Annotated in this window: 10 protein-coding genes; all 10 read left to right on the top strand. The window is 36.1% G+C overall.

Annotation, left to right across the window (positions count from 1 at the left end; all coding sequences use genetic code 11):
* The 10 genes from P0092_RS17815 (at position 1) to P0092_RS17770 (ending at position 21,685) form a co-directional block, all read left to right on the top strand.
* Complete coding sequence (locus P0092_RS17815) at positions 1–6,948, top strand: S-layer homology domain-containing protein (RefSeq protein WP_004615848.1); 6,948 nt, start codon at positions 1–3, stop codon at positions 6,946–6,948.
* Positions 6,949–7,600: 652 nt separating this feature from the next.
* Positions 7,601–9,142: an acetyl-CoA carboxylase biotin carboxylase subunit gene (locus P0092_RS17810; RefSeq protein ID WP_004615850.1), complete on the top strand. Its 1,542-nt coding sequence runs from the start codon at positions 7,601–7,603 to the stop codon at positions 9,140–9,142.
* Positions 9,143–9,181: 39 nt separating this feature from the next.
* On the top strand, positions 9,182–9,619 hold the full coding sequence (gene accB, locus P0092_RS17805) for an acetyl-CoA carboxylase biotin carboxyl carrier protein (RefSeq protein ID WP_004615852.1): 438 nt from the start codon (positions 9,182–9,184) through the stop codon (positions 9,617–9,619).
* Between the two features lie 25 nt (positions 9,620–9,644).
* Positions 9,645–11,021, top strand: coding sequence for an acetyl-CoA carboxylase biotin carboxylase subunit (gene accC / locus P0092_RS17800; protein ID WP_004615853.1), 1,377 nt, complete (start codon positions 9,645–9,647; stop codon positions 11,019–11,021).
* Positions 11,015–11,881 carry an acetyl-CoA carboxylase, carboxyltransferase subunit beta gene (gene accD, locus P0092_RS17795; RefSeq protein WP_004615855.1) on the top strand — a complete coding sequence of 289 codons (867 nt, stop codon included), beginning with the start codon at positions 11,015–11,017 and terminating at the stop codon, positions 11,879–11,881. The genes accC and accD overlap by 7 nt, the downstream gene beginning before the upstream one ends.
* Positions 11,881–12,663 carry an acetyl-CoA carboxylase carboxyltransferase subunit alpha gene (locus tag P0092_RS17790; protein ID WP_004615857.1) on the top strand — a complete coding sequence of 261 codons (783 nt, stop codon included), beginning with the start codon at positions 11,881–11,883 and terminating at the stop codon, positions 12,661–12,663. The genes accD and P0092_RS17790 overlap by 1 nt, the downstream gene beginning before the upstream one ends.
* A 133-nt stretch (positions 12,664–12,796) precedes the next feature.
* On the top strand, positions 12,797–13,753 hold the full coding sequence (locus P0092_RS17785) for an acyltransferase domain-containing protein (protein ID WP_004615859.1): 957 nt from the start codon (positions 12,797–12,799) through the stop codon (positions 13,751–13,753).
* 53 nt (positions 13,754–13,806) lie between these two features.
* Positions 13,807–19,506, top strand: coding sequence for an alpha/beta fold hydrolase (locus P0092_RS17780; protein ID WP_276186983.1), 5,700 nt, complete (start codon positions 13,807–13,809; stop codon positions 19,504–19,506).
* A 12-nt stretch (positions 19,507–19,518) separates the two neighbouring features.
* Positions 19,519–21,012, top strand: a complete 1,494-nt coding sequence (locus P0092_RS17775) for a phytoene desaturase family protein (RefSeq protein ID WP_004615865.1) — start codon at positions 19,519–19,521, stop codon at positions 21,010–21,012.
* Between the two features lie 7 nt (positions 21,013–21,019).
* The gene (locus tag P0092_RS17770; protein WP_004615867.1) at positions 21,020–21,685 is read left to right on the top strand and encodes an MBL fold metallo-hydrolase; all 666 of its coding nucleotides are present in this window, start codon (positions 21,020–21,022) and stop codon (positions 21,683–21,685) included.
* Positions 21,686–21,700 lie beyond the last annotated feature (15 nt).

Raw genomic sequence — 21,700 nt, 5'->3', positions numbered from 1 at the left:
ATGAAAAAAGTTATTTCAATTGTTATTTTAGCCGCATTTTTAATTACCTTCTTAGGACCTAATGTATTTGCGGCTCAGGAGGCAAGCAAACCCATAACGGTGCAGAACGGTTTTGTTGAATATATTGTAAATAAAGCAGACGGCAGATATTCACTTGCAACCACTGAAGGTCTTACGACTACACAAAAAGATAATGACAAGAGACTACTGTATCTGAACAAGGAGCCTCAAACGTCTATTACCACAATCCGTATTGACGGTGAGGATTACATATTTGGAAACAGCTACGGAATCAAGGGCGGAGTTATATCAGAAACACAGCAAAACGACAGGATATGCAAAACAGTATGGAAAGTCAATGATGTAGAGGTAATTCAGACCTTAACATTAATTGTAGATGAAGCAAATCCCAATGTGGGAAATATGCGTGTAGCATACCAGATTTCTAACGGCAGCAATAAGAAAGTTGAACTGGGTGCAAGAATTCTCATGGATACACAGTTAGGCTCAAATGATGGGGCAGCGTTTGTCGTTAATGGAGGCTTTATTACCAACGAAACAGTTCTAAAGGGAGACGACATTCCACAGATATGGCAGGCTTATGACCAGAGATTTGCTCCAAATGTAATTACATATGGGCTTTTATCGGGCTGGGAGGGTGCAATTGCTCCATCCAAAGTTATTATGGCACACTGGAACACCCTTTATGGAACCAAATGGGATGTGAAAACAAATCCTCTCCTTAATTTTTCAACCAACATGAACAGTTATGGAAGTGCTGACGGTGGGGTGGCTCTTTATTATGATGCCAAAACCCTTGCAGTAGGTGAAACCCGTACATATGAAACCTTTTATGGTATAGGAAGTATATCGGATGCTTCTTACAACAGCGATGATTACAGTGTACAAATAGGTGCACCTCAGAAGTTGTCCTTAAACGCTAAAAAGGATGGTTATATTTCAGGAAATCATGAAGGCTATTTTGAAGTTAAGGTAGATGTAAAAAATAATACTATGCTTACCTTAAATAACTTTGTGGTTACACTGGGGCTTTCTAAAGAACTGGCTCTATATACGGGGCAAAATGAAATGCAAACCATAAAAACCATTGAAGCGGGGGATACAGCCTCAGTCACTTATCTGGTTGAGCCTAAAATTATGCAAAGTACCTCCGTTGCCGAGTTGGGGGTGGTGGTTACAAATGGGGAGAAACGTGCAGAATCTATGAAATATGTTATTCTTCCATCGGCAAAAGGGTTACCTCCATCCATGCAGATGACGGAAATTACCCCGTCAGTCATTTATTCGGGTGCCATAAAAAAAGAAGTTGTCATAAAAGGAAATGATTTTAACCTTTTAAAGGCAGATTATGATTGGCAAGTTTACTTGTATAATACAGATTCAAATAACAAATATGCAATATCACGTGCAGACGTGAATATTTCTGATAATGGTACTATGACAGTGAAGCTGGACAATTCCAAATGCAACTTCAAAGAAGGAAATTATTCAGTCAGCCTTGAAAGCAAAAACTATGGAAATATGTCCATGCCTTTTAAGATTTCCAATGACAAAAAATATGACCGTAAGCAATACGGAGTTATGTTAATCGGCTCATTCAAAGAAGATAACGGAAAGCCTGTCTATGATGTAATTATGGTGGAAAAAGAAGAAGATATGGCAGACCTGAATGCTTATTTAATAAAGACAATGGGTGCGGAAAAACGTAAAGATTATGTTGATGATATTAAAAGTAATATACTGCTTACTGTAAGAGGTGAGGTTTCCTCCTATAATGCCAATGGGGTAACTTCATACACAATTGAATCAGGCTCAATTATAAATAATGCCATTAAATTTGTGGCTTCACCTTTAAGTACAAGCAAAAGCATAACGTTGACAAGATATAATGACACTCCAAAATCTTTGGATCAGCTTAGGGACCAAGCAACAGGAAAGCCCCTTACATCGGAGCAGAAGGAACTTTTGAGAAAGTCATATGAGGAAAAGTTTAAAGGCTGGAAATGGTGGGGGCAAATATCGGATTCACTGGTAATGGCAGGGGACGGAGCACTTTATGTAGGTGAGTACATGTTCCATTACGGCCAGTTTTATACCTGCCTTGAAGACGGTACCGACTACGCACTTCGTGGTGACGAAAATGCCAAGGAAGGCGGGAAGGATATTGAAATAATAACTCCTGCCAATGTTGTAGGCGGCGAACTGTTTAAGGCATTGGGCGCTTTGACAGGCTTCAGGATTGCAGTCAAAAACGCTGTATTCGGCGAAAAAACAATATCCTTGGGAGGGTCCTTCAGCGTAGAGCTTCCATGGTGGTCAAAAGCATCAAATGGAGAGGATGACGATGAGAAATCCGACGTTTATAAAGAAAAGCCCGGAATGACTGAAAAAGAAAAAGCACAAGTAAAGCAAAAGAATGAAAATGTTGATAAGGCAAAAGAAAAGTTTGAAAAAATGGACAAAAATAATAAAATTGTGTCCAGCGGTCAGAAAAATGACAGCTTCTTAGAGCTTAATATGGAAGAAATGCGCTATGGTGTCAACGATCAGACAAACTCAACTGAGCTTGTGGGTGTAAAGGCAAGTGGCGGTGTAAATCTGACTTCTGATTCAGTTCCCGCATTTACAAAAGGTGGAGCAAAGGCAGCATTTGAGGTGAATTCCATAGACTATGACGGTTGGTTTATGCAAATTGCAGCCGGACTAAAAGTAGGAGATGCCTTTGAGGCAAACGGATTGTTTTCACTTGTTTTAGAAACAGGAGGTAAGATTTACCCGGATTCCGTAGAGCTTGTACTAGGTGGAGATGTTTTGCGTATTCCTTTGGGCCCGGCAGGTTTTCTTACAAAAATAGGCGGTGGTGTTTATAACCTCTACAAGCAATTAAAGGGCAATTATGGGAAATTCCCTCCTGTAACAGTAGCACTTATTTCAGGCTATGCGGATCCCACTCTCTATTCCTTTGTTCTGGATACAATAAAAATATCGGTAGGTGGTACAGGTTTTAAATTTGAAGCCTCAGAAGGTAAAATTGTAGGACTTAAAGTCTTGGAGTCTGCGTACTTCCAGCTTTATATGTATGAACTTGAACACAATGGCAAGAAAGAACCGGGGTTTGACATAAGCGCAGGCTTTAAAGCCAATTTTTTAGGGATACTCAAAGGTGAGGCCTCGGCGTGGTTCTCCTATAACCCGAGTATAAACGGCATATTCGGCCCTCTGTCCTTTGGCGGTAAGGCTTATGTAGGAGTCTTTATACCTGACTGGATTCCGGTTTTAGGCGGAATTGAACTTATGGCAATTATGGCAGAACTTTCAACCTACAGAGCATATCTGGGAATAAGGATTATCGGCATACCAATATCGGTTTCATATTATTGGGCAGATGGAAAGGTAAAATTCTTCGATGATTGGGATTACCTTGAAAATCAGTTTGACATTCCCCGGGAAGAACTTGAAAATTCTATAGGCATTTATCACAGCTCAGGAGATTCAAACGCCGATAGTGTAGCATTGGTTGGAAGTAATTTTAAAAAATGCTATAACTCTGAAGATTACCTTGTTTTGATGGATAACGAAGGAACCTATACTTACGATAATATAGACATTCAGGATGATTATGGACTGTTTAGTCTGAAACTTGATAAATTACCCCAGAATGTAAATGATGTTATTAAGGTGTATGACCCAAATGGTAAGGAATATTCACTCAAAATGAATGAAAACTGTCTTGTACAAACTATTTCTGCGGATAAATCGAAAAGTGGTTTAGAAGAAAATACCATAAATGTATCGGTGAACCAAAAAGGAAAGTGGAAGGTAGTTTCAACCAAGCCTTTGGAAGTAACAGGCTACAATGTTGCATCACTTCCAGAGATTGATGTTCTGGATTCACAGCTGTCAAACGACACTGTAAAGGTTGACTGGACAACTAAAAATATTCAGGACGGGTACACTGTAGGTGTATATGTTTCATCAGGTGATGAAGTGAAGCAAAATACAAAGAGCCAGCAGGAACTTGAGACTATGAGTGAAGAGGAGCAGAATGCCTATTATGCCTCGCTGCTGAAAGGTTTTGATTCCGGGGTTAAGGTTAAAGAGGGTATTGATGCCAAAAAGGGAACGTACAGTTTTAACCTATCAGAGCTGGAACAACGCTTTGCTACAGGAGATTACAGAGTAAGAACCATATTATATGATGAAAATGGAAACACAGTATCTTCAGCGATGGCAGACAAAACCTTCAGATATACAAATCCGAATATGCCCGGAGAGATAAAAAATGCAAAGCTTTCACCGGCAGGAGACGGACAGCTGAAACTGGAATATACCCCTTCTGAAAAAGCCGACGGATATTTTGTACAACTGCTTGATGAAAATGCAAAGGCAATTGATGGATTTGAAACAATGGATACAAACAAAACAGAGGTATATTTCAATAGCTCAATGGATGTACCTGTATATAAGGTAAACAATGACGGAAGCTACCAAATGGACAAAAATGGGAATCCTGTTGTGGACAGCTATAAAACAGTGACAGTCGAGCCGGATAAATCGTACCGCGCAATGGTATATGCGTACAAAAAGAGTGAAAGCGGGTTTACGACCTATAAAGGAAATGTTTATATTACAGAGCCTGTATACCTGCCAAAACCTAAGCCTGCAAAGTTGTCTGTAACTGTTAACGGTATCAGTCCTGCAAAGTCAGATACAATGGGAAAAGGAAACATGACTCAGACTGAGAATGTTTTTGAGCTTACTACCAACAACAATAAAGGTAATATAACATTGCTTTCTGACCAGGATGTAAGTGTAATGTACAGAATTGACGGTAATTATGGCGGTTATAATCTATTGGAGCTCAAAGCAGACGAGCCATATGTTCTTGATAAAATTCTGTCTGACGACCTGATATTTGATGAGGGCGGTACTGTATTTGATTTCTATGCCGTCAATGAAAATAATGATTATACAATGCTTACAGTAAATGTTACTGCAGATACCACTCCTCCGTCATTAATGCTGGACAGCGCCGTTGTCCAAAGTACGGCAGGCAGCTACACAATCACAGGTACGGCTGAGGCAAACGCCAGAGTTTATGTATCAGGAACACCTGTAGCGGTTTCCAACGGCAAGTTTAAATATAACGGTTCCGGAAATGTATCAAATGAAAATATTGAGATAAAAGCTGTTGATTTGGCGGGGAATGAAACTACAATGCTTTGCAGTGTTATTCCTTCCGAAATGTCAAGGTTTGTAGATGTGAAGCTCAAAGTGAATCAAAATGAACTGAAGGAAGATGAAGCCTTCACACTGGCAAAGGGCGATGCTGCACAACTGAAGGTATACGGAATTACTGAAAAAGGACAGTCATTTTTACTGGACAACAGTAGAGCAAAATTCCGGACCATTTATGGCAGTGATAAATTGCAGGTTAATGAGCAGGGAGAAATCAGCGGTATTTATGCAGGTGATGCGGTTGTAATGTGTGAATATCCCGTAACCGACAACTACTCTCTGGAAGCAACGGCAAATATAAGTGTAGAGCCAATAGCTAAAAAGCCTGAAACAATACGAATATCAAATACTGATATTGATGCTATGGCAAAAAACGGTGATGTGGTTGCAAGACTTTCAATACCTGATATGCTTATTGGAACATCAGTAGAATGGAGTGTGGATGAAAATCCATATTTAAGTGTCCGGGATAATACACTGGTGCTGAAACAGAATGCTCTTGATATTGCTGATTTCAATATTATGCTTCATGCAAAAGGTAATTATCTGGTAGATGTAGCAGATAGCCGAGGAGAATTTGATATTTCAGACAAAATAGATTTTGTAGTGAAAAAGAATGTGGCGTCTGTAGACCCCTTTGAATCAGTACGTGTTAGTAGAGGCACAGCTTTTTCAAAGCTCAAAATGCCGGAAAAGGCATGTGTAACCTTGAATGACGGCACAAAAATCAGTTGCGCCGTTGAATGGCTTGAAAGCGGATACAACAGCAATATTGCCGGAACATATAATATAAGGGGAGCACTTGTACTCCCACAGAATGTTTCTAACAGAGATAATTTATCCCCTCAGATGCAGGTTAAGGTTGTGAATAATGACGGCGGTGGCGGAGCTAATTATTTTAGTTTAGAGTATTCAGCGGGCAAGGGTGGAAGTCTTTACGGTTACATTAAACAAACTGTATATCGCAATGGAACCGGCAGTCAGGTTACTGCTGTTGCAGATGAAGGCTACAGCTTTGTAGGATGGAGCGATGGTGTAACAGCACCAACCAGAAAAGATAAAAATGTAACTAAAAATACAAGTGTTACAGCGATATTTGAGCAAAAAGGTTCCGGTTGGAAAAATCAGTTTAAGGATATTAAATTGTCAGATTGGTTCTATACACCGGTAAGACATGTATTTGACAAGGGATATATGAGCGGTATTAGCAGTTCAGAGTTTGCACCCGGTCTTTCCCTTACAAGAGGAATGATGGTAACAATACTAGGAAAACTGGATGGCGCAGATACATCAGGAAAAACATCAGGATTTTCGGATGTGAAAAAAACTGCCTATTACAGCCCCTACGTTGCTTGGGCAGCAGAAAATGGTATAGTAAACGGCGCAGGAGGCAACCTGTTTAAGCCTGAAAGAAGCATAACACGTGAGGAAATGGCAGTTATGTTTGCAAACTATATAAAGGCTAAAAAATTGTCAGTTCCGGCTACAGATAATGTATCAGTTCCATTTGCTGATGATAAGGATGTAAGCAGTTGGGCAAAAGAAGCTGTATATTTAATGCGGAGTCTTGGACTTATCAGTGGCAAGAACGGCAATCGTTTCGACCCAAAGGGAACAGCAACTCGTGCAGAGGTTGCAGCCGTTGTTGAAAAGTTTGATAAAAAGCTGATGGTAACTACTCGTAAGTAATTAATTGCAAAAAAAGAGTACTGAAGCCTGAAATAAGTAGCTTCAGTACTTTTTTTATTTGGTGCAATATTACCGGATACAACCTTATTTTAAACCTTTATAATTTGACATATTTTATGTGCTATACTTTATAATATTAGTATAATAAACAGGAGAAAAGTCATGCTTAGTAATTATATTAGGTGTTTGCGGATTGCGACAAAAAATGACAAAAAATGTAAAATACGTTACAGATGCAAAAAATTCATAAATTTGACAATAAATCATCGATATTGTATAATTATTTCACGTAGATGAAAAGAAAATACCACAAATCATGCAAATTCTTGCCCGGACAGAATGGTTTATGGGATAACAACAGTTTCTTAATTCTATCATCTTTTTTTCAATATTTAAAAGTTTTAATTGCTGTTAATCGCTGGTGGGTCATGTTAACAGCATTTTGATAAACATTACATGGTTTTATGTAACATAGGTTTTTAGTCTATGTGTAGTGGCGAAGCTATGCAAAAAAGAATTTTTTATGAGGTGATTCATATTTAGATATACAAAAACTATTGTATATCTATTAATTCAATATATATAATATAATATAGTATATTCTAAACAAATAGCGATAGTAATTGACATTATAAAAAATGAGGGATATTAAATGATAAAAAAGGTACTTGTGGCTAATAGAGGAGAAATTGCAGTAAGAATATTCAGAACACTACGAGAAATGGATATTTCTACTGTTGCGGTATATTCAGATGATGACAGGGACAGTATGTTTGTCCGGTATGCAGATTACAGTTATCCTTTAGAAGGAAGTTCTGCAAAAGATACGTATATGAATATTGATAAAATAATAAAGATTGCTATAGAAGCAAAAGTTGATGCAATACACCCCGGATATGGCTTCTTATCTGAAAAAGAAGAATTTGCAAAAGCTGTTAAAGAGGCTGGGCTTATTTTTATCGGGCCTAGCGCTCAAGTCATTAAATTACTTGGCAATAAATTTGAGGCTAGAACTGTAGCAGAAAGATTAAGTATTCCATTGGTTCCCGGAGTAAACCGAGCCATCAATAACGTTGCTGAGGCGGAAGATATTGCTTCTTCAATAGGATATCCGGTAATGATAAAGCCGGCTGCAGGTGGCGGCGGAAAGGGCATGTATATTGCAAATAGTAAAGATGAATTGAAGGATACTTTTTTCAAATCTCAGAGTGTAGCTGAGTCACTATTTCATAATGACTCAGTGTTTATTGAGAGATATTACACTGATGTTCATCACGTTGAGGTTCAACTTTTGGCTGATTCTCACGGCAATGTAGTCCATTTAGGAGAACGTGAATGCTCCATTCAAAGAAGATTTCAGAAGATAGTTGAAGAAGCACCATGTTTGACTATTTCTCAAGAATTAAAAGATAAAATATTTGAATACGCAATTTCCATTGCAAAGGAAGTCCAGTATACCAGTGCAGGAACTGTGGAATTCTTATATAGCAATGGTGAAGTATTCTTTTTGGAATTGAATACAAGAATACAGGTTGAACATGCTGTAACAGAGATGGTTACGGACATAGATATTGTAAAAATGCAAGTATTGATAGCAGATGGCAAGGAACTGCCTATAAAACAGAAGGATATACATTTAAAGGGTCATGCTATAGAGTGCAGAATTTATTCGGAAGATACAAATAATGGTTTTATGCCTTCAGCAGGAGCCATAACATATTATCAAGTTCCGGATGGCTTGGGAGTAAGGGTAGATTCAGGAATAGGCCAGAACTCTTTTATCAGCCATTACTATGATTCTATGGTTGCAAAGTTAATCGTTAAAGGAAATACCAGACAAGAAGCAATATCCCGTATGAGCAGAGCATTAGACGAGTTTGTAATTGAAGGCGTTAATACAGATATTGATTATTTGAAGGCAATAATGGGAGATACTTCATTTATAAATTTAGAGATAAATACTGATTATTTGAAAGTAAAACATGAAGATTTAATTATATCAGCTAATAAAACAAAACATGGCAAAAAGTTATATAGTCAACAAGACTATGAGTATAATGAGAGCTTGAGTAATCAAGGTGAAACCCGAACAGAAGATAAAACTGAGACAATGAGTATAAAATCCAAGGAAAATATGTTGCAGCAATTTGTTGATGAAGTCTCTATGCCAAGTGAACTTTTTATTGATGGCTAAATAAATTTTCAAAAACAATAACAAATGTGGGGGAAAGTTATGAATATAGAGCAGATAAAAGAATTGGTTAAAATTGTAAACTCTTCTAACGTTAATATCATCGAGATTAATGAAGGTGATAGCAGAATAAGAATTGAAATGGAACGACAAAAAATTCAATCTGTTTCAAAAAATGAAGTGCAACTGAATACTGCTATACATAGTGATGAAGTTAATGCTGATTCATTATCTGTGAACCCGTCAACAAAGGAGATTAAAGCTCCTATGGTTGGAATATTCTATACTGCACCCAGCTCAAAAGATAAGGAATTTGTTGCAACAGGAGATAAAGTTAAAAAGGGACAAGTTGTTTGCATAATTGAAGCCATGAAATTATTCAATGAGATTGTTGCTGAAGAAGATGGTGAGATTGTAGAAATTTGTGCACAAAACGGTGATGTAGTTGAATTTGGACAGCCAATTTTCAGATATTTATAATATTGGCGGAGGTAAAGAGGTAAATATGTTTAATAAAATACTTATTGCAAACCGCGGTGAAATAGCTGTTCGAATAATACGTGCATGCAAAGAAATGGGAATATCCACAGTAGCAATATTTTCAGAAGCAGACAGACATGCATTGCATGTAACACTGGCTGATGAAAGCTATTGTATAGGTCCTGCTCAAACCGGAAAAAGCTATTTAAATATGGTTGCTATTATTACTGTTGCTATTGCTTGCAATGCTCAGGCGATACATCCAGGTTATGGACTATTATCCGAAAACTCTAAATTTGCATCTCTGTGTGAGAAGTGCAACATTGTTTTTATCGGACCTGGTTCAGATATAATATCAAAGATGGGAGATAAGGATAATGCCAGACGGATTATGCAAAATGCTTCAATCCCCGTAATCCCAGGCGGTGATATTATTGAAAATCCCAAGGATGCTATTAATATTGCTAACGATATAGGTTATCCATTACTAATAAAGGCAAGAGCCGGTGGTGGAGGAAAAGGTATAAGGATTGTATATAACGAAAATGAATTTGAAAGCGCATATCTTACCGCATCCTCGGAAGCAAAAAGTGCCTTCGGAGATGGGGCTTGCTATATAGAAAAATATCTTTCTCCTGTTAAGCATGTAGAAATGCAGATATTATGTGATAACTACGGAAAGGTTGTTTGTCTGGGGGAAAGAGAATGTTCTTTACAGAGAAAACACCAAAAATTAATAGAGGAAAGCCCATCTACCGCAATTGGCGCAGAGCTACGAAAAAAAATGATGAAAGTAGCCGTAAAAGTCGCAAAAGCTACTAACTATACAGGTGTTGGAACAGTAGAGTTTTTATTGGATAAATATGGTAATTTTTATTTCATGGAAATGAATACCAGACTTCAAGTGGAGCATCCGGTAACTGAAATGGTTACTGGAATAGATATTGTAAAATGGCAAATACGTATTGCGGCGGGCATGCCTCTGGACGTTGAACAAGAAAATATTGAGATTAAAGGGCATTGTATTGAATGCAGAATAAATGCAGAAAATCCGCTGATAAATTTCAGGCCAAGCAGTGGTAAAATCTCACTTTTACACATTCCCGGCGGGCCATGGGTAAGGTTTGATACTGCCATATATCAAGATTATTTTGTTCCGCCATTCTATGACTCCATGCTGGGGAAGTTAATAGTATACGGAAGGACAAGAGAAGAGGCTATCAGAAAGATGATGGTGGCGTTATCTGAATTAGTTATTGAGGGTATAGAACATAATAGTTTACTTCATATGAACATTATATCAAGTCAGATATTTAAAGAAGGTAGCTATTCTACAGATCCAATTCATATCGAAAATATTTTAAATGAAATGGAAAATAAGAATGGAGCAACCATATGCTAAAAAAAATATCATTTAAAAAACTCGAACTAAAACCGGAAATGGAATATAAAAAGGAATCAACTTTAATTCCTTGTGCACCTAAGGAACTGTTATTGATTTGTCCAAAATGCAAAGAGACCTTGCTAAAAAGTGAACTGGTAGATAACCTTGAGGTTTGCAGAGAATGCGGATATCACTTCAGAATAAATGCAAGAAAAAGGATAGGCATAACAGTAGATGATGAGACATTCGTGGAGTATGATAAAGAACTTAAATCTAAGAATATATTAGATTTCCCGGGATATGCCGAAAAGTTAAAGACGGCAATAGAAGAAAATGGCGAAAACGAAGCTGTAATTTGCGGAATTGCTAAAATAGAAGGCTTTGAGTGTGCTGTTTTTGCTATGGAACCATTTTTTATGATGGGAAGTATGGGCTGTGTTGTTGGAGAAAAAATAGCAAGACTTTTTGAAATGGCAACTGACAAATCAATTCCTGTTATAGGCTTTACCGTTTCTGGCGGGGCAAGGATGCAAGAAGGTATTATGTCTTTGATGCAGATGGCAAAGATAAGCGGAGCTGTAAAGAGACACAGCAATAATGGAAATTTGTATGTAGCTGTTCTGACAGATCCGACTACCGGAGGGGTAACAGCAAGTTTTGCAATGCAGGGAGATATTATTCTTAGTGAGCCGGATACATTAATAGGTTTTGCAGGTCCAAGAGTAATAGAACAAACAATCAGAAGATCTCTTCCTGATGGATTTCAAAAGGCAGAATTTCTTATGGAAAAAGGATTTATAGATAATATTGTTAGCAGAAATGAGCTGAAGAAATACTTAGGGAATATATTAATGCTACATAACATGGAGGCGAGATAATGAGCGCTTACGATAAGGTAATGGCGGCAAGGTCAAAAGATCGTCCCACATCAAAAGTGTATATCAATAATATTTTTACTAACTTTATGGAGTTCCACGGTGACAAACGATTCGGAGATGATAATGCTGTAGTTGCCGGAATTGGCTTGCTTGGAAATAGGCCGGTTACAGTAATAGCATTAGAAAAAGGTCTGGATACTAAAGAAAGATTGAGCAGAAACTTTGGTTCAGCTCATCCTGAAGGGTACAGAAAAGCTCTTAGACAGATGAAGTTAGCTGAAAAGTTTAACAGGCCGGTAATATGTTTTATAGACACCTCAGGGGCATATTGCGGAATTGGTGCCGAGGAAAGAGGACAAGGACAGGCAATAGCTGAAAATCTGATTACAATGATTGATTTGAAAGTACCCATTATTTCAATTCTTATAGGAGAAGGTGGAAGTGGTGGTGCTTTGGCATTGGCAGTAGCTGATGAGGTTTGGATGCTGGAAAACGCAATATATTCTGTAATTTCCCCGGAAGGCTGTGCAAGTATTTTGTGGAAGGACCCGGCCAGAGTAAAAGAAGTAGCAGAATGTCTTAAGCTTACTGCAGATGATTTGTATTCTCTTGGAGTTGTTGATATGGTAATCAAAGAAAATAACGGAGATTTTAATCATGTGTATGAGGATTTAAGCAATAAAATCCTGCAAAGTATTAATAAATACTATGAGTTCTCTGCGGATAAGCTGGTAAACATGAGATACGAAAAATATCAAAGGTTGGGAAGAATAAATCAATAGATAAACATGTCCCATAATATTAATCTTTCATTTGGTCTTATAAAAAAATGAACACCTATTGGTAGACTCTCTTATAAGAATAAATAAAGGTGCCTTTAAAAGGGTGAAAGTAATAACAGGGAGGATACTAAAGATGTATGACGGTAAGAAAATAGTATTTATGTTTTCCGGACAGGGCTCACAATTCTTAGAAATGGGAGAAAATCTGTATAATACGAACTTAAAAATTAAGTATTACATGGATTATCTTGATAATATCTTCTTTTTAAATACCAATATATCATTTGTTGATGAAATGTATAATAAGAAAAATTCACACTTACTCTTTAACGATGTTGGTTTTGGCTGTGCAGTACTGTTTGCAATTCAGTATTCTTTAGCGAAGGTGCTGATGGAAAATGGTGTAGAGCCGGATTTATTAGTGGGAACAAGTTTAGGTGAGTTTGTGGCGTTAACTGTTTCAGGTGCATTAGAACCTGAAGCTGCTATTATGTATGTATATTCGGTTACCAGTTATATACAAAACAGAGTTGCACCCAGTGGAATGTTAACGGTAATCGGAAATATTAATAAAGACTATATTAATGATAGCTGTGCTAATCGGTATGGCTGTATCGGTGCGTTTAATCATGATAATCATTTTATTGTATCAGGATTAACGGAAGAATTGAAAAAGTTAAATAAGTATTATGAAGAGCATAAGTATTTGACGGTTTTATTACCTACAAAAGTAGGGTTCCATAATCCGAGTTTAATTCAACCATACAAAGAAAGCTGTTGCAAATTTTTAGAGCAATTGAAAATTAATAAGCCTACAATTGAAGTTATTTCTACTATGACCGCAAAGAAAGTAGATTATATAAACGGTGAATATCTATTTAATATTTTATCTGAACCAATCAAATTTAGCGACACTATAAAATATATTGAAAAAGCAGCAGTGCCGACTACTCTAATGGATTTAGGGCCAATGGCTACTTTGGCAGGATTCTCAAATAGAATTATCAAAAGTGACTTAATATCTACTTATGCATTCATGAATTTAGCAGGGGATAATTTGGAGAGTTTTCTTTCTGACAAGATAAATTGAAATATTGATATTATGCAATTTATTTTTAAGAGAATGTGAATTGAGGTAATCATATGAATAAAAGAGAAATATATAGTATGGTTTTTCGTCATGAGATTAGTGCAGAAGAAGCCTTAAAGTTACTTGAAAATAGCGGAAATGAAGAGGAATGTGTTAATTTCCCACTTTCATCTATTCAAAAGCCATTATGGCTAAGTAATATTATGTATCCGGATAATAGTGCATATAATTTGTCAGTGCCTATTATCATAAACGAAGAAGTCAATGAAGAAATTCTTTTAAAAACTTGCTCTTACATAGTATCACTCCATGGAAATTTGAGAACTGTGTTTTCAAATTGTACAGAAGTTGAAAATGGCGAACCACATCAATCTGTTCGGGATGAAAATAACTTTTCCTATGAATATCTTGATATTACTAATGAAACATTTGATAAACAGAAAAAAACAGTTTTATCTGTTTATAAGCGCCCTTTTGATTTAGCTAAGGATTATAGCCTGAGAGTATGTAATTTTAAAATCGAAAAAGAAAAACATCTGGTTCTTTTAGTGATTCACCATATTCTTGCAGATGGGCCGTCCTTAACTATTCTGGCAAGTCATTTTGTAGAAGCATACTGTACCTGTAAAATTGGTGAAAAAATACGTATTCAAAAGCCCAAGGCGAGCTATAAGGAGTTTGTTGAGTGGCAGGAAAATATGCTTTTATCGGCTTTTGGAAAAGAAGCAGAAGAATTCTGGATAAAAAAATTGAATAATGATTTTAATGGCATAGATTTGCCGAAAGAACCCCTTAAAAATAGAGGAATAACTTTTGAAGGTGAAACAATACTAAAAGGCGTTGATTATTTAACTCTGAAGAAGTTAAGGGAGACAGCAGATGAGTTTGGTGTTTCTTTATATGTATTAACCTTAGCTGCATTTTTTGTATTGCTAAACAGATACTCAGGACAGGATAAATTACAAGTTGGAACACCCATGTATGGTCGGCCAAGTTCAAAGTTTTCTGACTGCATAGGGTTTTTCTCCAATACAGTACCTGTCTTTACTGAAATACCATTAGAGGAGAAGTTTAGGGTTTTTGTTTCTAATCTGAAAAAAGAAATAATGGATATTATGCGATATAGTACATATCCATTTTTAAATGTTGCCGGGAAATTGGGCAAAACTACTGATAATATGTATACTATTGTATTTGCAGTTCAATCCTTTCTGAAAGAATTAGGAAGACACCAACTTGATAATTTCGGAAGTAAGAGTGAACAAGATACGAAATTAGTTAATAGTATACAACAAGAAGGCGTATTTGACATATTTCTTGAATTACAAGAACAACAGGATAATGCAATACTTGCAATAAAATATAAAAGAGACTCATTTAGTAAGGATTTTATAGAACAATTTGGTGAGAATTATATTTACCTGCTAAATGATATTTGCAGCAATCAAGAAAAATTAATATATGAACTTGATTGCGTTTGTGAAGAAGAGAAGAATTATTTATTGAATGTAATAAACAATACTGACAAAAATTTTGAGCAGTTGTGTGTTCATGAAATAATTGACCGATATGGAGATACCCTTCCCCACAAAACAGCAGTAGTGTTTAAGGGGACTATGCTTACTTATGCACAATTAAGAGATGAGAGCAATTATTTGGCGCATTTATTAGTTGAAAGAGGAGTACATAAGGGAGATATAGTTGGTGTTTATATGGATAGATCAGCAGAGGTAATCATTTCTATGCTGGCGTTATTTAAAATCGGTGCGGTTTATCTTCCATATGACACAAAGCTTCCATTGGACAGATTTAGTTATATTATCGGTGAAACGGCTATGAAAATGGTACTGACTAACGATAACAGACTTCAATTTATTAATGACGATATAACAAAGCTGTCTGTTGAATCTGAGCTTCGTAATAAGAAGAGCAGTTTATCGGGAACAGTGTATAAGAGTGAAACAAATTTAGAAGATTTAGCATATATGATTTATACATCCGGGTCTACAGGAAATCCAAAAGGAGTTCAGGTTTGGCAGAATAGTTTAACTAATATTATTCAGTCTATGTTAATAGAACCAGGAGTATCCGGTAGTGACTACACGATTACAATTGCTTCTATAAGTTTTGACATGTCACTATTAGAAATATTACCTATATTATGTGCCGGCGGTACTATTGAGATGCTATCTTCGGATATTATTGATGATCAGATAGCATTGACTAAGAAATTACATGACATACCGGTTACATATTTTTGTGCAACTCCTTCACTGTATGAAATATTATTTGTTACAGGCTTTAATAGCAAAACAATGACCAGAGCATGGGTCGCAGGTGATGCACTAAATAATAATCTGGCTCAAAAGATGATGGACTTATATGGTGTTGTTTGGAATATGTGTGGGCCAACAGAAGCAGCGATTATTACATCAATACAGAAAATAACTGATGCCCGGAAAGTTGGGATAGGAAAGCCAATTCACAATTATCAAATTTATATATTAGATAGCTATCATCAGCTGCTCCCAAAAGGTGCTAAAGGGGAATTATATATAGGAGGAGCAGGTACTAATCAGCCATGCTATTACAAGCAAGATGAGCTTAATGGTAAAAAATTTATTCAGAATCCTTTTTTGAAAGATAGCTATTTACATTGCAGCGGAGATTTAGTTTCATTTATGGATGATGATAATCTGAAATATTATTGTAGAATTGATGGCATGGTAAAATTTCGAGGCTTGAGAATTGAGTTAGAAGAAATCGACAATCAAATATTAAAATTAGATTATATACGTAACAGTGCATCTGTAATTAGGAAAGATAGTTCTAATCATTCGGAAATAGTAACCTTTGTTATACTAAAATCAATTAAATCAGATATAGATGCGAGTGCAATTTCAGCAAACATTGGTAAATGGCTGCCGGTGTATATGTTACCAAGTTATTACATTGTATTGGAAGAAATGCCTTTAAATGTTAATACTAAAATAAATCGAAAATACTTAAGTACAGAAAAAATCGAAGATATTTTACTAAATTATAAAGGCTACGTATTAGAAGGTACAAAGGAAGAAAAGGTTGAGAATAAAGAAGTACGGGATGACATTATTAAGGAAGAGACCAGTATATGCACTACTGTTTCGCCAGAAGCAATATGTATAGATGTTGAATGTAACCCCGATGAGTTATTAGCCTTTGTAAACGACGAATTAAAGCGAAGCGTTATAGAGATTGTGGATTTATCTGAAAAAGATATAGGGGAATATACACCGTTTTCTAATATGGAATTTGATTCGTTAAGATTTGTTAAATTAGCAGTATCCATTAAGGATAAGTTCTCAATTGAAATAAGTCCGGTTATATTTAATAATTTAAAAAATATATCCTCATTAGCTGTTTATTTAGTTTCTAATTTCTCAACGGAAGTAACCAATAAATATTGTGAACTGTCAGTTGGCAGATGTAGAAAAGATGATGTAATAGAAGTAGTGTCTTACTCAGAAGTATATCATCAAGAGGAGCCGTATGAATTAGAAGAGAAAAATGAAGATAATGATATTGCGATTATAGGGGTGTCATTTAAACTGCCTTTTGGAGATAATGAGGCAGATGTATTGGAGCAAATTTGTTCAAATAGTACGGTTTTTGAAGCTTGTAGTGATAGAGAAGGCACTAATTTAAATAATAAATCAGGTTATTTTGTTCAAGATATTTGGGATTTTGATAATGAATATTTTAATTATTCAAAACAAGATAGTACTTTTATTGATCCAAAGTATAGAATTTTATTGCAATTAACAGCTGAATTATTTGCAGATGCAGGCTATAAAACAAGTGAAATAGCAAATCAAAATATAGGCGTATTTTTAGGAACTACAAGAGAAGAGTATAAGGAGCTGTTATATAGCAAAGGATACGATGAATGCGACATTAAATTGATTACTAATGCATATTTGGCATCTAACATAAGTACTCATTTTAATTTGGAGGGCCCTGCTAAAGTATTGGATGGGACTTTATCATCTTCTCAAAGTTTAAATGATGCAATAGATTCTATTTCCAAAGGCGAATGTAAAATGGCAATCGCAGGTGGAGTAAATTTATTGCTTTCTGATGAAAGATTCAAGAGACTAACCAGCGAAAGTCGTTTAGCTGAAAATAATGCTAGTGATATGTTTGGAGAAGATGTCTCGGGAGTTATACCTGCAGAAGGTGCAGCAGTAATTCTTTTAAAACCCTTATCAGAAGCTGTTAGGGACAAGGATAAGGTCTATGCAGTAATAAAAAAGATACAATCACATAGTAGTAACGGAAAGTTAGTTCCAAGACAAGCTTCTTTGATAGAATTGTTAACTCAGGTATATTCAGACAGTAAAATTAACGGCGTTGATTATATTGACTCAATTGGTTTGGGAACGAAATTCTCCGCTGAAAATGAGTATATGTCATATGCTAATGTATTTGGAAAAAAGATACCGCAAAGAGAGGACACAAAGATTGCAGTTGGAAGTTCAAGAAGTCAATTTGGTGATATGGAAGCAGTTTCAGTATATGCAGCCATCATTAGGATAATATCTATGATGAAAAATCATATTATTCCTGCATCTATATCAAGGGGAAGTACTCTAAACAAACGGATTTCTGACGCTCCTTCTGAACATATAGAATTTTTGACTAAACTGCATCCGTGGAATTCGGATAACAGCAGAATAGCTGCAATAACGGAAATCGGCTGCGGAGGAAGAAACACACACATAGTTTTAGGTGAGTATACACCAAAACACAAGGTTAAAAAGTCCATATCACTATCATTAAACAGACAAAAATGTAATCCTCCGGATAAAACACTATTTAAGCTTATTGCTGATAAGAGGCCGATTTTATTAGGAACGGGAAGCATTGGCAACATTAAGGATGATATGGTTGAGTTCTGGAAGAGTGTAAATGAGATAAAAGAACCAAAATCAATTGGAAATTTGCTAGAAGATTCCAATAGCAGAGTTACACACTTCCTAATTAAGCTTCAATCAGTTGGTACTATGGTTGAAGTGGTTGTAAAAGGTAAGGGAAAACCTCTTATTATGATTCCCGGTTTTGGTTTGGCTGCCAGTCAATTTATACCTCAATTTAGTGATGACAGTTTTAACAGACAAATGATTGTTATCCATATGCCCGGTGTAGGTCTTAGCCAAGCCTGTGATGATGTCTCTTTTGAAGCAATAAGCAGCTACTATATGGAAGTTATTGATATGCTTGGGATTAATACTAAGATTGACTTGCTGGGTACATCCTGGGGCGGCGTGTTAGCACAATTTATAGGCATTAAATATGAAGAACGCTGTAATTCACTGATACTGGCAAATACATCGGCTGAACTGACGGTAGACAGTCATGTTGGATTAAAAGAATTAGTTTATGATGATTTTGAAAGTGCAGGAGCATCCGAAGCAAGGAAGCTATTTGATGACAGTACCTGTATATCAGATGAAATGGCATTGAAATATGAAGCTGTTTTACATTCGGGTCATGGGAAAACAGGAGATTTTCTTGGTAAAATTAATATTCCCACGCTGATTCTTGCCGGAGCAAAAGATAAGATACTTCCGGTTGAATTATCAGAACGAATGAATAGAGAAATAAGGAATTCCGAATTACATATATTTGAGACCTCAGGACATAGTTCAAACTTATCAGTTCCTAAAGAATTTAATGCAGTATGTAAAGAATTTTTAGAAAAGTACAACCAATAAAGGGGGAGCACTATGAAAAAAGTATTGATAGTAGGTGGGGGAATATCAGGGTTATCCGCGGGGGTGTTTTCCAGGCTTAACGGATTTGAAACCGAGATATTTGAAGCACAGCCAAAGCCGGGCGGGGAATGTACTTCTTGGAAGAGGAAAGACTATACCTTTGATGGAGCAATAAGATGGTTAATTGGTACAAGAAAAGGTACCGCTGCTTACGATATGTTTAAAACCTTAGGTGCTTTTGAAGACGATAAGATTATAATGGAAGACATCTTTTTAACTGTTGAACATAAAGGTAAAAAATTATATTTCTACAGAGATGTAGATAAATTAAAAGAACACTTACTTGAAGTTGCTCCCGAAGATACAGAAATGATTAAGGAATTGTGTAAGTTTGCTAAGAAAGCAAAATCATTTGAAACACCCGTAAATAAGCATATGCCTGAAATGTCAATATTCGATAATATCAAATTTTCTATGAAAATGTCCTCTATGGGACCTATTATGATGAAGTACGGAAAAGTTGATGGAGTAGACTATTTTAAAAAGTTTAAAAGTACTCTAATTAGAAATGCCCTAAAAACACTTGCTTTAGATACTTTTCCGGCATATGCGCCAATTGCTCAACTTGGCTCAGTAGCTTCATATGATGGTGGATGGCCTTTGGGCGGATCAGCCGGTGTTTCCGAAAACATTTGCAAAAGGTTCAAGGAGCTAGGGGGAACCATTCATTTAAGTTCACCTGTTAAAAGAGTATTACAGGAAAATGGTAAGGCTGTTGGAATTGAATTAGATAACGGACAAGTTGTTAAGGGTGACTATGTTATATCTTCTACCGATATAAGTATTACACTGAACAAACTATTAGAAGGTAAAATTAAAGACGAGGCATATAATGAAATTTTAAGTAGTAACGGTGGAGACTATACCTTTGCCAGCTGTGTTTTTGTCAGCTTAGGAATAGCTGCAGATTTATCACAGGATGTCTCTCCTCTTGTAGTTTCTCTTAATAAATCGATTAAAATAGGTAATGACTTAATAGAAGACATTTATGTCAATACATTTAAACATGAAAAGTCTTTTGCACCGGAAGGGAAAACTGCTGCCGTTGTGACAATGGATGTGTATGATTACAATTATTGGAAAAATCTGCATGACACAGATATTGCTAAATATAAATCCGAAAAAGAGCGCGTTGCAAAGGCAGTTATAGAACAGATTGAAGTATCATACCCGAAGGCAAAAGGGAAAATTGAGGTAGCAGAGGTTGCCACACCTGTTACATATAATAGAATTTATGGTGCGTATAGAGGTGCATGGATGGGATATGGAAGAAAAGTATCCGCAAAATACAGCAACCATAAATGCAAACTGGAGGGCATTGATAATTTTGCACTTGCCGGTCAATGGATATCAAGTCCGGGAGCTGTTACTATTTCAGCTTCTACAGGGAAATTTGCAGTTCAGGAAATATGTCAGCAGGCGGACATAAAATTTAGGTCTGAGTAGGTGAAAAATGCTTGATTATATTTGCCTAAAAACAAAGTGGCAAGCATTCGTTAACAATTGCTATATACTTCATAATACATATAATAATCACGCCCTCATTGTCGATCCCTCATGGGAGATAGACAAATTTAAACTTCAAATTCGTAGATTAGGTTGTACAATAGACGCAATACTAATAACACACTCACATTTTGATCACATAAATTTAGCTGACCAGTTATCGTTCACATACGATTGTCCTGTATTTATTGAAGAACGAGAGATGTTAGCCAGACCTTTTAAATGCCAAAATATTATTGAACTTTCAGCACCAACAAACATATGCACTATAACTGCGCCTATAAAGTGTTTATTAACACCGGGCCATACGGCAGCAAGTGTTAGCTATGTGATTGGAAATTTATTTCTCACCGGGGATTTTTTACTAAATGAAGGATGCGGACTTCCTGAGCGTGAAAGCATGGTGGAAAGCTTATACGAAAGTATAAGGAAAATAAAAGAACATATTAATGATGATATTATTTTGCTGCCTGGACACTCTTATGGTACAGAAGTAGGGAAAAGTATGAAAGAAGTATTTGAAAATAATATTTACTTTTCTTTTAACAATTTAAAAGATTTCAAGACCTTTTTACTTAGAAATGGAATGAAAAGTATTAGTAGATTTACATGAGAATATCGAGGAAGA

Origin of the sequence: Ruminiclostridium papyrosolvens DSM 2782 (assembly GCF_029318685.1) — a bacterium.
Lineage (GTDB): Bacteria > Bacillota > Clostridia > Acetivibrionales > DSM-1351 > Ruminiclostridium > Ruminiclostridium papyrosolvens.
This window is presented reverse-complemented; position numbering and strand designations above follow the sequence as displayed.

Bases quoted from the DNA above. Each gene is read 5' to 3' on its own strand.
- accD (WP_004615855.1), top strand. From the start codon at position 11,015: ATGCTAAAAAAAATATCATTTAAAAAACTCGAACTAAAACCGGAAATG.
- accB (WP_004615852.1), top strand. From the start codon at position 9,182: ATGAATATAGAGCAGATAAAAGAATTGGTTAAAATTGTAAACTCTTCT.
- P0092_RS17775 (WP_004615865.1), top strand. From the start codon at position 19,519: ATGAAAAAAGTATTGATAGTAGGTGGGGGAATATCAGGGTTATCCGCG.
- P0092_RS17810 (WP_004615850.1), top strand. From the start codon at position 7,601: ATGATAAAAAAGGTACTTGTGGCTAATAGAGGAGAAATTGCAGTAAGA.
- P0092_RS17785 (WP_004615859.1), top strand. From the start codon at position 12,797: ATGTATGACGGTAAGAAAATAGTATTTATGTTTTCCGGACAGGGCTCA.
- P0092_RS17780 (WP_276186983.1), top strand. From the start codon at position 13,807: ATGAATAAAAGAGAAATATATAGTATGGTTTTTCGTCATGAGATTAGT.
- P0092_RS17790 (WP_004615857.1), top strand. From the start codon at position 11,881: ATGAGCGCTTACGATAAGGTAATGGCGGCAAGGTCAAAAGATCGTCCC.
- P0092_RS17815 (WP_004615848.1), top strand. From the start codon at position 1: ATGAAAAAAGTTATTTCAATTGTTATTTTAGCCGCATTTTTAATTACC.
- P0092_RS17770 (WP_004615867.1), top strand. From the start codon at position 21,020: ATGCTTGATTATATTTGCCTAAAAACAAAGTGGCAAGCATTCGTTAAC.
- accC (WP_004615853.1), top strand. From the start codon at position 9,645: ATGTTTAATAAAATACTTATTGCAAACCGCGGTGAAATAGCTGTTCGA.